This window comes from Sphingomonas sp. (assembly GCF_048594985.1).
Taxonomy (GTDB): Bacteria; Pseudomonadota; Alphaproteobacteria; order Sphingomonadales; family Sphingomonadaceae; genus Sphingomonas_I.
In genome coordinates this window covers 1-10,834 of the sequence record NZ_JBMDXG010000168.1, presented here as the reverse complement: position 1 = coordinate 10,834, position 10,834 = coordinate 1, and the positions used below count along the sequence as shown (strand labels likewise).

10 protein-coding genes, 1 tRNA gene and 1 pseudogene are annotated in these 10,834 nt (G+C 65.1%); 7 read left to right on the top strand and 5 right to left on the bottom strand.

The features are described from left to right. Positions 1-55 precede the first annotated feature (55 nt). Positions 56-697, top strand: a complete 642-nt coding sequence (locus ACOJSF_RS06425; RefSeq protein WP_420141388.1) for an alpha/beta hydrolase — start codon at positions 56-58, stop codon at positions 695-697. 102 nt (positions 698-799) lie between these two features. Further along, positions 800-2,254, top strand: coding sequence for a pyruvate kinase (gene pyk, locus ACOJSF_RS06420; RefSeq protein ID WP_420141389.1), 1,455 nt, complete (start codon positions 800-802; stop codon positions 2,252-2,254). A 169-nt stretch (positions 2,255-2,423) separates the two neighbouring features. Here pyk and ykgO read toward each other — a convergent pair whose 3' ends face one another. Then, positions 2,424-2,549 (bottom strand): type B 50S ribosomal protein L36, encoded by a 126-nt coding sequence (gene ykgO / locus ACOJSF_RS06415; protein ID WP_003046794.1) that lies wholly within the window; start codon positions 2,547-2,549, stop codon positions 2,424-2,426. Positions 2,550-2,699: 150 nt separating this feature from the next. Between ykgO and ACOJSF_RS06410 the strand changes: the two genes are divergently transcribed. The 4 genes from ACOJSF_RS06410 to ACOJSF_RS06395 all read left to right on the top strand — a co-directional run bounded on the left by ACOJSF_RS06410 (position 2,700) and on the right by ACOJSF_RS06395 (position 7,591). After that, complete coding sequence (locus ACOJSF_RS06410; RefSeq protein ID WP_420141387.1) at positions 2,700-3,281, top strand: DUF4136 domain-containing protein; 582 nt, start codon at positions 2,700-2,702, stop codon at positions 3,279-3,281. Continuing rightward, on the top strand, positions 3,278-4,402 hold the full coding sequence (locus ACOJSF_RS06405; protein WP_420141386.1) for a M14 family metallopeptidase: 1,125 nt from the start codon (positions 3,278-3,280) through the stop codon (positions 4,400-4,402). Before ACOJSF_RS06410 ends, ACOJSF_RS06405 begins: the two co-directional genes overlap by 4 nt. Positions 4,403-4,419: 17 nt before the next feature. After that, on the top strand, positions 4,420-6,228 hold the full coding sequence (locus ACOJSF_RS06400) for a DUF885 domain-containing protein (RefSeq protein WP_420141385.1): 1,809 nt from the start codon (positions 4,420-4,422) through the stop codon (positions 6,226-6,228). A gap of 97 nt (positions 6,229-6,325) precedes the next feature. Then, positions 6,326-7,591, top strand: coding sequence for a hypothetical protein (locus ACOJSF_RS06395; RefSeq protein ID WP_420141384.1), 1,266 nt, complete (start codon positions 6,326-6,328; stop codon positions 7,589-7,591). Between the two features lie 70 nt (positions 7,592-7,661). On the opposite strand, the gene ACOJSF_RS06390 is transcribed toward ACOJSF_RS06395, so the two are convergent. Then, positions 7,662-8,141 (bottom strand): Lrp/AsnC family transcriptional regulator, encoded by a 480-nt coding sequence (locus ACOJSF_RS06390; protein ID WP_420141383.1) that lies wholly within the window; start codon positions 8,139-8,141, stop codon positions 7,662-7,664. 117 nt (positions 8,142-8,258) lie between these two features. Between ACOJSF_RS06390 and ACOJSF_RS06385 the strand changes: the two genes are divergently transcribed. Then, positions 8,259-8,334, top strand: a tRNA-Ile gene (locus ACOJSF_RS06385). An 81-nt stretch (positions 8,335-8,415) separates the two neighbouring features. Here the strand turns inward: ACOJSF_RS06385 and ACOJSF_RS06380 are convergent. The 3 genes and pseudogenes from ACOJSF_RS06380 to ACOJSF_RS06370 all read right to left on the bottom strand — a co-directional run. After that, positions 8,416-9,807 (bottom strand): UdgX family uracil-DNA binding protein, encoded by a 1,392-nt coding sequence (locus tag ACOJSF_RS06380; RefSeq protein ID WP_420141382.1) that lies wholly within the window; start codon positions 9,805-9,807, stop codon positions 8,416-8,418. 131 nt (positions 9,808-9,938) lie between these two features. Beyond that, positions 9,939-10,073 (bottom strand): hypothetical protein, encoded by a 135-nt coding sequence (locus ACOJSF_RS06375; RefSeq protein WP_420141381.1) that lies wholly within the window; start codon positions 10,071-10,073, stop codon positions 9,939-9,941. Between the two features lie 117 nt (positions 10,074-10,190). Beyond that, positions 10,191-10,834 (bottom strand): annotated as a pseudogene (locus tag ACOJSF_RS06370) (biotin synthase); the annotation flags it as partial.

Here is a 10,834-nt window from a genome sequence, read left to right as displayed (position 1 = left end):
TAGGCGCGACGCACGCGCAGACCCAAGCGCCCGATCTCCAGCACAAGCGAGAGCGATGCCCGACGTCATTTTCCCCGGTCCCGAAGGCCGCCTCGAAGGCCGTTTCAGCCCGCCCCCGCGCCCCCGCGCGCCGGTCGCCATGATCCTGCATCCGCATCCGCAGGCCGGCGGCACGATGAACAACCGCATCGTGCAGGAGCTTTACAAGACATTCGTGCGGCGCGGCTTCGCCACACTGCGCTTCAACTTCCGCGGAGTCGGCAAGAGCCAGGGCGTCTTCGACAATGGGGTCGGCGAGCTTTACGACGCCGCCAGCGCGCTCGATTGGGTCCAGTCGATCCATGCCGAGGCGCAGACCACCTGGATCGCGGGTGTCAGTTTCGGCGCGTGGATCGGCATGCAGCTCCTGATGCGCCGCCCGGAGATCAAGGGTTTCATTTCGATCGCGCCGCCCGCAAACCTGTACGACTTCAGCTTCCTGGCGCCGTGCCCGTCGTCGGGCATCCTGATCCAGGGCGAGGCGGACGAGGTGGCGACTCCCGGCGCAACGCAGAAGCTGGTCGATAAGCTGCGCACGCAGAAACACATCACGATCCATCACGATGTGATCCCGGGCGCAAACCACTTTTTCGAGCACGAAATGCCGCAATTGATGCGGTCGGTGGACGATTATCTCGACATGCGCCTGAAAGGATAACCGGACGGTAACGCGCGCATTGCATTACCGGCGGGCGTCATCCTATCGGCGAGCGTGATGTACGATGCCGCGCGCCGGCGGCGGTTAAGGTGAGAGGTGACTTTGTCGATCCAGTTTGCGCCGCGCAGCCGCAAGGTCCGCGTTCTTGCGACCCTAGGCCCCGCCTCCGGTTCGCTGGAGATGATCCGTAAGCTGTTCATGGCGGGCGCGGACGCCTTTCGCATCAACATGAGCCACGGCGCCCACGCCGACAAGATTCCCCTGGTCGAGGCGATCCGCTCGCTCGAAAAGGAGCTTCGCCGTCCTACCACGATCCTGTTCGATCTGCAGGGGCCGAAGCTGCGCGTCGGCAAGTTCGCGGACGGCAAGGTGGTGCTGGAGACCGGCGCGACCTTCGTGCTCGATCGCGATCCGACGCCCGGCGATGCGACCCGCGTCGAATTGCCGCATAAGGAGATTTTCGCCGCGCTCGAGGTTGGAGCGCGGCTTCTGCTGGACGATGGCAAGCTGGTGCTGCGCGTTTCGGCCGTCGAGGCCGACCGGATCGAGACGATCGTCGAAGTCGGCGGGCCGCTGTCCAATTCCAAGGGGCTGAATGTCCCCGACGTGGTCGTGCCGATGGCGGCGCTGACGGAGAAGGATCGCGCCGACCTGAGCTTCGCGGTGGAGCAGGGGGCCGACTGGATCGCCCTGTCCTTCGTCCAGCGGCCCGAAGACGTTGCCGAGGCGCGCCGCCTGATCGGTGGCAAGGCGGCGGTTCTTGCCAAGATCGAGAAGCCGGCGGCGGTCGACCGGCTGGAGGAAATCCTCGAACTCGCCGATGCCGTGATGGTCGCGCGCGGCGACCTGGGCGTCGAATTGCCGCCGCAGCAGGTGCCGCTCGTCCAGAAGCGCATCGTCGCTACCGCGCGCCGCATGGGCCGCCCGGTCGTGGTCGCCACGCAGATGCTCGAATCGATGATCGTCGCACCGTCCCCAACCCGGGCCGAGGTGTCGGACGTCGCCAACGCCATCTATGACGGCGCTGACGCGGTGATGTTGTCGGCCGAAAGCGCCGCCGGCGCCTGGCCGGAAGAGGCGGTGTCGATGATGGATCGGATCGCGGTCGCGGTCGAAAACGATCCCGGCTATCGCGCCCGGCTCCACTTCACGGAAACCTTGCCCGATCCCACCACCGCCGACGCTTTGTCCGAGGCGGCGCGCGACATCGCCGACACGATTTCGGCCAGCGCGATCATCTGCTTCACCTCATCGGGCTCCTCGGCACGCCGGATCGCGCGCGAGCGCCCGGCGGTGCCTTTGCTGGTGCTCACGCCGTCGCTCCGCGCGGCGCGACGGATCGGCCTGCTGTGGGGCGCACACGCGGTTCATACCAAGGATGTGACGAGCTTCGAGGAGATGGTCGGCAAGGCCAAGCGGATGGCGCTGCGGCACAAGCTCAGCCAGGCGGGCGACCGGCTCATCATGATGGCCGGTGTGCCGTTCGGGACGCCCGGATCCACCAACATGCTGCATGTCCAGCGGCTGACCGGCAAGGAACTCGAAGGACACGAGTGAGGCGGAAGGCGCGCCGTCCGGCGGGCGCGCCTTCGATCCACGGGGGGCGCCGAACGCGTGGTCGGCGCGACCCGGCGATGTCGGGCAACGTACTTGCCGACATACGCACAAACAAAAACGGCCGCGCTGATCGCGCGGCCGTTTTGCGTTCAACGATGCGACGTTTGGATCAGCCCTGGCGGGCCTTGAAGCGCCGGTTCGTCTTGTTGATGACATAGGTGCGGCCGCGACGGCGGATCACGCGATTGTCGCGATGCCGATCCTTGAGCGACTTCAGGGAATTGCGGATCTTCATGGCCGTAACGCCTGCCTTATGGTCTTGGGTTGTCGAAAGAGGCGCTCGCTTATGCGGCGAGCCGTTGTCTGTCAACCATTTCCCCTTGCAGCGAAGTCCAAAGTCGGGCGTTGCATGGGCGTAACGACGCGCTTCCCGAGGAGCATCTGAATGCGTTCGACTTTCGCTTTGGCCTTAATCGGCGCCGTGGCGCTTGCCGGCTGTGCCAGCAAGCCCGAAACCCGCGTGACCCGCTTCCATCTGGGCGAGCCGATCGCGCGCGGCCAGATTACGGTCGAGCCGCTTCTGCCGGCGGACAAGGGATCCCCCGAATTCCAGGCTTACGCCAACATCGTCGGGGCTGAACTGGCGCGGGTCGGGTTCAGCGAGTCATCCGGCCTGACCAAGTCGGAACAGGTGGCCGCCGTGGTGGTCGACCGCATGTTCTTCGATGGCCCCCCGCGCTCGTCCTTTTCGATCGGGCTGGGCGGCGGGACGTTCGGGCGCGGCGGCGGCGTGGGGGGCGGCGTTAACGTCCCCGTGACCGGGCGACCGTCCCAGCACGTCGGCACGCGTCTGACGGTCCAGATCAAGCGCCGGTCGGACGGAACGACGATCTGGGAGGGGCGGGCGGAGACAAGCGGTCGCTTTGGCGATCCGTCCACCCAACCCGAGGCGGCGGTCGGCAAGCTTGCCGCCGCCATGTTCCGGGACTTTCCGGGGACGTCGGGCCGCACTATCAGCGTGAAATGACCGCACATATCTCCGCCGCGTTCGACAGCGGCAACATCCGTGTCCTGTCGCAGGACAAGGATCGTTTCGATCTGGAAATCGCGCGCGATCACCAGTCGGATTTCTACCAGTGGTTCCATTTCCGCCTGACCGGGGCGGCGGGGCGCACGGTCGAAATGCGGATCGTCAATGCCGGGCGGTCGGCCTATCCCGACGGATGGCCCGGGTATCGCGCGCGCTGGTCGGATGATCGCGAGACGTGGCGGCAGACCGAGACCAGCTTTGCCGACGGGGTCCTGACAATCCGCCATGCGTGCGCGAGCGATTCGCTGTGGTTCGCCTATTTCGCGCCTTACTCGATCGAGCGGCACCACGATCTGGTCTCGAGCGTCGCCGCATTGCCGGGTGTCTCTTATCGCTCGCTCGGCCGGACGCTTGACGGGCAGGAGATCGATTGCCTGACGGTCGGGGAAGGGCGGGCGCAGGTCTGGCTCTACGCGCGCCAGCATCCGGGCGAGACAATGGCCGAATGGTGGATGGAGGGCGCGCTGGCGCGCCTGACCGATCCGGCGGATCCGGTCGCACGCGTTCTCCGGCGAGAGGCGACCTTCCATGTCGTGCCCAACATGAATCCGGACGGATCGCGCCGTGGGCACCTGCGCACCAACGCTGCCGGCGTGAACCTCAATCGCGAATGGCACGAGCCGACCGCCGAGCGCAGCCCCGAAGTGCTGGCGGTGCGCAACCGGATGGACGAGACCGGCGTGGATTTCGCGATCGACGTCCATGGGGACGAGGCGATCCCCTACGTGTTCCTCGCCGGTTTCGAGGGGATACCGAGCTGGACCGAGCGTCAGGGCAAGTTGTTCGCGCGTTACCGGGAAACGCTTGCCCGGCGCTCGCCCGACTTCCAGTTCCGCCATGGCTATGCCGTCGCCGGCACGGGGCAGGCTAACCTGTCCATGTCCACCAATCAGCTCGCCGAGCGCTATGGCGCGGTGTCGATGACGCTCGAAATGCCGTTCAAGGACAATGACGACCTGCCCGATCCCGAATTCGGCTGGTCGGCCGAGCGCTCGATGCGGCTGGGCGAGGATTGTCTCGGTGCGCTGCACGAAATGATCGACGCGCTGACCGCATGAGGCTCGAGGGCGGAAGGATGCGCTGGATCGGGGTCGCGTTGGTGGCGGCGCTTGCCGCCGCCCCGGCCGTAGCGCAGGCGACGGCCGAGCATGACCGGCTGTTCGCGCTGTTCGCGGCAAGCGACGAGGCCAGCCTCGCGCGCAATCCGCTTGAGGCGCTGTCGCGTGGCGATCGCCGTTATGCCGACCGGATCGGCGATCCGTTCAGCGACGCGCATTATGCGGCCGAAAAAGCGGCGGCAGAGAGTGAACTTGCCCAGCTGCGCGCGCTTGACCGCGGCAAGCTCGATCCCACCGACCGGCTGGCCTACGATACCTTCGCCTGGCAGCTCGGCGACAAGCTCAAGCTGCTGAGCGATCCAAACCTGCTGCAGATCAGCAAGGTCCTGCCCATCGACCATTTCTACGGCATCCATCTGTGGTATCCCGATCTGGCCTCGGGCAAGGGCAGTGCGCCGTTCGCGACGCCGGCCGATTATGAGAATAATCTGCTTCGCAATGCAGCCTATGCTCGGCTGCTCGACGAGGTGATCGCGCGTTTCCGCGAGGGAATGCGCGCCGGCATCGTCCAGTCGAAGCTGACCGTGCGTAACATGATCGACCAATTGTCGACGCAGATCGATCAGGGGGTGGAAGGGTCGACTTTCTACGGCCCGACCGACGCGTTCCCGGATGCGATCGGGGAGGCCGATCGCGCACGCCTGCGCGCCGCTTACGCCAAGCAGATTCGCGAGGTCCTGATCCCGGCCGCGACCCGGCTGCGCGACTTCCTGCGTGACGATTATCTGGCCGCCGCGCGCGCGCAGGTCGGTCTGTCGGCCATGAAGGGCGGCCCCAAATTCTACTCCTATCTGATCGAGAGCAACACCACGCTGCCCACGACTGCCGCCGAAGTCCACGCGATCGGGCTGGGTGAGGTGGCGCGCATCCGCCGGGCACTGGCCGACGAGCAGACGCGCGTAGGCTTCAAGGGCAGTCCGGAGGCCTTCTTCACCTTCCTGCGGACCTCGCCGCGCTTCCAGCCGAAGAGCGCCGAGGAGCTGCGCGCCGGCTATTTCGCCATTCGCGAGAGGGTTGCTAAGCGGCTGCCCGAGCAGTTCTCGACCCTCCCCAAGACGCCGCTCGAGATCAGGGCGGTCCCCGCTTATCAGGAGAAGACGGCGGCGGGCGGCTCTTATAACAGCGGCACGCCCGATGGATCGCGACCGGGCGTCTTTTATTACAACACTTACGACCTGCCATCACGCCTGACGTGGGAAATGGAAACGCTCTTCCTGCACGAGGGCGAGCCGGGCCATCATTTCCAGATCAGCCTGGCGCAGGAGAATGAGGCGCTGCCGAACTTCATGCGCTTTGGCGGCAATACCGCCTTTCAAGAGGGCTGGGCACTCTACGCCGAAAGCCTGTGGAAGGAACTGGGCGTCGAAGCCGATCCATGGCAGCGGATTGGCGGTTTGAACGATGAGATGCTGCGCGCGATGCGTCTCGTGGTCGATACGGGGCTTCACGCTTATGGCTGGAGCCGTGAGAAGGCGATCAAGTACATGCTTGATAACTCGCCCGAAGCAGAAACGGACGCGACCGCCGAAGTAGAGCGTTATATCGCCATCCCGGGCCAGGCGCTCGCGTACAAGATCGGCCAGATCACGATCAGCAAGGCCAAGGCGCGTGCCCAGGCCGCGCTTGGCGCCCGCTTCGATCCGCGCGCCTTCCATGCGGCGGTGCTGGATACGGGCGCGCTTCCGATGACGGTCTTCAATGCCAAGATCGACGCGTGGATCGCGGCGCAGACCAGAGCCAACCCGAATACAGCCGCCATTCAGTAGGATGATGCCAGAGAGGCGGCTTGCCCCCTTATCACGTCCGGACTAGGCACGTCGGCGATCGCCGCGTCCCCGGCCGGCACTCTTGGAGATGGAGCCAATGAAGATCGTTTCCACCCTCGCACTGGCTTTCGCGCTGGCGGGGCTCAGCGTCGGCAGCCCCGCCATCGCCGCCAAGGAGAAGAAGGAGCAGCCCGCCAAGAAGAATTATTCGAAGGCGGCGCAGGTCCCGCTGGCGGCCGCCCAAAAGGCGCTGGAAGCCAATGACGCGGCGACCGCCGCCACGGAGCTGGAAAAGGCCAAGGCTGTCCTGTCCACGCCCGACGACAAATATGCGGCCGGCTCGCTTTACTACCGTCTGTCGCAGACCACTAAGGATCAGGCGCAGCAGGCGCAGGGCATCGACCTGATGATCGAGAGCGGCCAGGCCGATCCGAGCACCGCGTCGCAGCTCTACATTGCGCAGGCGCAGGTCGCGTGGGACAAGAAGGATTATGCCAAGGTCGAGCAGGCGCTGACCGCCGCGCAGCAGGCCGGCAGCACCAATAACGACATCGTTCCGATGCTCGTGATGGCTCAGGCCAACCAGGGCCAGACGATGAAGGCGCTGCAGACGGTCAACGCGCAGATCGACCGCGTGCTCGCCACCGGGCAGACCCCGCCGGCCGAATGGTATGAGCGCGGCGTCGACCTCGGCTATCGCGCGAAGGCCGCCTCGCCGGCCGATCAGGCCGCGATCAATGCGGCCACGCTGGAGACCACGAAGAAGTGGGTCGCCGCCTATCCGACGAAGAAGAATTGGAACACGGCGCTGCGCGTGTTCACGGATCGCGCCAACCTCGACACCGACGCCCAGACCGACGTCTTCCGCCTGCTGCGTCATGCCAATGCGCTGAGCGGGGACATCGATTATCGCGAATATGCGCTGAACGTCTATCTGCGCTTCCCGAACGAGGCGATGACGGTCCTGCAGGAAGGCAATTCCAAGGGCGTCGTCAATCTGACGGGCAAGAATGACGCGACCGACGTCATGAACACCGTCAAGCCGAAGATTGCCGCCGACAAGGGCTCGCTGCCGCAGTCCGACAAGGGCGCGCGCTCCGCCGCCAATGGCCGTGCGGCGCTGAACACGGCGGACGCCTACGTCAGTTACGGCGAATATGCCAAGGCGGTCGAGCTGTATAAGCTCGCGCTGGAGAAGGGCGGGGTCGACGCGAACGTCGCCAACCTCCGCCTCGGCGCGGCGCTCGCGCAGCAAGGCGACGCAGCCGGTGCGAAGGCGGCATTCGCGCAGGTCCAGGGGCCGCGCAAGCCGATCGCTGACTTCTGGACGATCCATCTGGATCATCCGACCACCGAAGCGTGAGGCGGGTGCCCCTGGCGGACGATCGCTGACGACATGGTGCCCGCCCGGTTGCCCCGGGCGGGCATTGTGTTCAGGCGTTGTCGACCGGGATGCCGCACGATGTCTTGGACGTGCGGATCGTGAGCGAGGTCTTGACGCTCGCGACATTGGGCGCGGGCGTGAGCTTCGTCGTGAGGAAAGACTGAAAGGACTGGAGATCGTGCGCCACGATCTTCAGGATGAAGTCGATCTCGCCGTTCAGCATATGACATTCGCGCACTTCGGGCAGTTCCGTGATGTGCGTCTCGAAGCGGCGTAAGTCGTCCTCCGCCTGGCTCTTCAGGCTCACAAGCGCGAACACCATGATGCCATATCCGAGCTGCCCGGCATCCAGCTCTGCGTGATAGCCGCGTATCACGCCCGATTCTTCCAGAGCCCGCATACGGCGGAGGCAGGGCGGGGCGGTCAGGCCGACGCGACGCGCCAGCTCCACATTGGTGATCCGGCCCTCTTCCTGAAGCGTGCTGAGGATCACACGATCCACGTCGTCGATCACCATCGTCGATGCCATTGCATCTTCCTGAAAGTTGATAGTGGTCCCTGCATAATAAAGTTTCACCTCATGGCAACTAAGCAATTGCCACAGGAGCTTGCCCTGCGGCCCGCTGCTCCGCTATCGGGGCGAAGTGGGCCTGTAGCTCAATGGTTAGAGCTGGCCGCTCATAACGGCTTGGTTGCGGGTTCGAGTCCTGTCGGGCCCACCAATTCCCCGGATGGGACGTGTCTCGGCGCGACGGATCGGCAATCGTGGGCGCGGTTGGCGTCGATCGTAACTCGCGGCGAACCTAAACCAGCGCGGCGACGCGTGCCTGTACCTGCCGCAGATCGGCGACGAAGCGATCATATTCGGCATCCGCCTCGCCACGATCCTGAATGCGCAGGAGGAAGCTGGGGTGGATAGTCACCCAGGCCTCGGCGCCGTCGGTCAGCGGGTGCGCGCGCCCACGCACGTTGGTGATCGTCACCGCCTTGCCGAATACCGATCGCGCCGCCGTCGCGCCGAGCGCCACCACCACCTTGGGGCGGACCAGGTCGCGTTCCTGCTCGATCCACCAGCGGCAGGCCTGGATTTCCCCGGCATTGGGCTTCGCGTGGATACGGCGCTTGCCGCGCTGCTCATATTTGAAATGCTTGACGGCGTTGGTGACATACACCCGCGCGCGATCCAGCCCGGCTTCTTCCATCGCCCGGTCGAACATCTGCCCGGCGGGGCCGACGAAAGGCCGGCCCGCCAGATCCTCCTGATCGCCCGGCTGCTCGCCCACGAACATCAGAGCCGCGTCGATCGGGCCCTCCCCGAACACCGTTTGGGTCGCATCCTTGAACAGCGGGCAGCGGGTGCATTCCAGCGCCTCCTCACGCAGCGCGTCCCAGGCGGCCACCGCGTTGCCTCCTCGCTCCACTCGGCTTGCCGCCACCATCGCCGTCTCCCGTGCCTGCGCGCCCGCGATCAGGCCGGGTACCAACGCCGTCTCGGGCATGTTTTTCCAGTAACGGCGCGGCATCTCCTTGAGCATCGTCCCGATCTTCACCCGCGCCGGGTTGAAGATGGATGCGTAATAGGTCTTCCACGTCTCTTCGACCGGGTCGCCTTCCGGCGCATCGGCGCGCGCGGCGCCGGGCCCTTCACGCAACCGCTCGCCGTCCCAATGCAGCGAAACATCGGGCGTCAGGATCGACCAGCGCATGCTTGCGAAGCGATTGACGAAAAAGGCGGCATTCGCGCGGACGATATGATGCGTGGGTTCGAACCAGGCGACGAAGCGTGCGCCCCGCTCACCCTCAATCTCCCGGAAGCGGAGGAAGGCACGCATCTTGTGAATATCGCGCCGAACCTCCTTGGCCATGATCTCAAGCCGGCGGAGGAGGGGGTCAGTTCGATCCTCGATCAGCCCGGGCTGGTCCCGCACCCGCAGCAGCATGGTGTAAAGCAAAGCGAACCGCTCACGGTCGACATGGCAGACGACCGAACGAGCGAGATCGAGGAAGGGGCGGGGGACGGAAAAAGATTGAACAGCGGGACGGGTTTCCGCTGTTTCGCCGCCAAACAGATCCTCGCGCTGCGCACCGATCTGCCAGATCACCGCCTCAGCGGGAATTCCGGCCAAAGCGAGGTCGCGCGCTGCCCCGCGCCAAGCTTCGAAATCGTCTTCAACGGGCAATCGCGCGACATGCATGTCGGATCAACCCGACTGCCTGCCAAAGCGATCCCGCATAGTCGCTGATGTTACGATGGCGAGCCCGGCGCTCCCCCCGGAGGCGCCGGACCGCCCGATGCCGCCCTCCGCAGGAAGGCGGCTTAAAACGTTCAGAAGGTCGGGCGGTTGGCTCCGATCAAGCTTTCGCGAACCTTCGGCGAATAGACCGACAGGACCGCCGTGCCGCCAAGCAGGGTTACCGAAACGCCATACACGACCGCGAACAGGGCAATCATTGCTGTCATCACGCTGCTCCCACCATTCCGACTCTGTTGCGATGCAACATACCATCATTTTGGTTACCAGCCGTTTCATTCTTATGACGGCGGCATGCGAATTGTGCAATCGCGAAGGCGTCGCTGCTATGCGGAAAAAAGTTCGAACTGTTCGCGCGCAACCGGGGGGAAGGGCAGTTGAGCATCGGCCAACTGACGCGGGCGCCAGTCATCGGCGATGAGGAAGGGCCGGATATTCGCCACCGAGAGCGTCAGGCGGCCCACATCGTCGAGCCGCAGACGATGCCAGCGGCGGCTTTGCAGGATGCCGGCGACCGCCTTCGGCCCCAATCCCGGAACCCGCAGCAATTGCTCGCGCGAAGCTTTATTGACGTCAACCGGGAATTGATCCCGAAATTTCAACGCCCAGGCCAGCTTAGGGTCGGTATCGAGGGGGAGCATGCCGTCCGCCCCGGCCGCGGCTGCGACTTCCTGCGCCGAAAATCCATAAAAGCGCATCATCCAGTCGGACTGGTACAGCCGATGCTCACGAATGAGCGGAGGGCGCTTGAGCGGCAGGATCGCGCTCGCATCGGGAATGGGGCTGAACGCCGAATAATAAACGCGGCGCAACCTGTAGTCGCCGTAGAGCTGGTTTGCGCTCCCGATGATCTCGACATCGCTGGCGCTGTCGGCCCCCACGATCATCTGCGTCGACTGCCCAGCAGGAGCAAAGCGAGGCGCCGCCCTAAAACGCTTCCTCGCGTCGTGCCCGTCCTCGATCGCAGTTC

Excerpts from the sequence above, each read along its gene's own strand:
- ACOJSF_RS06375 (WP_420141381.1), bottom strand. The coding sequence starts at position 10,073 with ATGACAGCAATGATTGCCCTGTTCGCGGTCGTGTATGGCGTTTCGGTA.
- ACOJSF_RS06400 (WP_420141385.1), top strand. The coding sequence starts at position 4,420 with ATGCGCTGGATCGGGGTCGCGTTGGTGGCGGCGCTTGCCGCCGCCCCG.
- ACOJSF_RS06390 (WP_420141383.1), bottom strand. The coding sequence starts at position 8,141 with ATGGCATCGACGATGGTGATCGACGACGTGGATCGTGTGATCCTCAGC.
- ykgO (WP_003046794.1), bottom strand. The coding sequence starts at position 2,549 with ATGAAGATCCGCAATTCCCTGAAGTCGCTCAAGGATCGGCATCGCGAC.
- ACOJSF_RS06410 (WP_420141387.1), top strand. The coding sequence starts at position 2,700 with ATGCGTTCGACTTTCGCTTTGGCCTTAATCGGCGCCGTGGCGCTTGCC.
- ACOJSF_RS06405 (WP_420141386.1), top strand. The coding sequence starts at position 3,278 with ATGACCGCACATATCTCCGCCGCGTTCGACAGCGGCAACATCCGTGTC.
- ACOJSF_RS06380 (WP_420141382.1), bottom strand. The coding sequence starts at position 9,807 with ATGCATGTCGCGCGATTGCCCGTTGAAGACGATTTCGAAGCTTGGCGC.
- ACOJSF_RS06395 (WP_420141384.1), top strand. The coding sequence starts at position 6,326 with ATGAAGATCGTTTCCACCCTCGCACTGGCTTTCGCGCTGGCGGGGCTC.
- ACOJSF_RS06425 (WP_420141388.1), top strand. The coding sequence starts at position 56 with ATGCCCGACGTCATTTTCCCCGGTCCCGAAGGCCGCCTCGAAGGCCGT.